1 protein-coding gene is annotated in these 702 nt (G+C 28.8%); it reads left to right on the top strand.

The features are described 5' to 3' along the window. Nucleotides 1-214 precede the first annotated feature (214 nt). The gene (locus ACWNT5_RS24235) at nt 215-634 is read left to right on the top strand and encodes a hypothetical protein (protein WP_456518857.1); all 420 of its coding nucleotides are present in this window, start codon (nt 215-217) and stop codon (nt 632-634) included. The last annotated feature ends 68 nt before the right edge of the window (nt 635-702 follow it).

The raw sequence follows: 702 nt of genomic DNA, 5'->3' as shown, positions 1-702 counted from the left end.
GTAACATTTTGCCCTGCTACGACACATATATTAAACGTTACCAGTAATTAAAATGAACGGACATTACTTCTTTTTTGGAATATTGATGATTTTTCTAATTTCAACACCAATTTTCTTAATTTGGCATTGGAATAAAAATCGAGAATCTTCAATTAAAGAATTACTCAAAAACTTTTGGAACAAGAGAAAAGGTTATATTCAAATTATCTTAATTATGGTTATATCAGAGTTTTTTATACCCATAAACAAAAATCACGGGCTTGAATTTAACACTGAACGCGAAAAATTCGGAATACCAAAATTAAAATCAAATTGGGAAAAAGATAAAATTCAATCTGGAAAGTACAAAACATATTGGTGGAAACCTGAACCAAGAAATGGGCATTTTAAAAAGATTATTGAATATGGAATTTTAAATGCTAAATACGAAATGGATTATTACCAAAATGAAAACCGAAAAGGAACTTTTGCCTGGTCCAAATTTGATTTTGGGAAAAATGAATTTGAATATTTTATGGAAAAACCAAATGATAAAAACGTTTCGGTTACAGAAAACGGAAAATTGAAGTTGGAAAAACCAACTGTAATTTTGAAAATTGATAAATCGGAATTTGAAAAGTATATTACTGAATAAAAAACTACTGGTAACAAGGTGTATAAAATCATAGTGGCTTCGCCACAACGATTCATACACGCAACGTT

It is taken from the genome of Aquimarina sp. 433 (genome assembly GCF_054054605.1).
The sequence above is the reverse complement of the archived record's forward strand: the minus strand, read 5'-3'. Positions and strand labels throughout refer to the sequence as shown.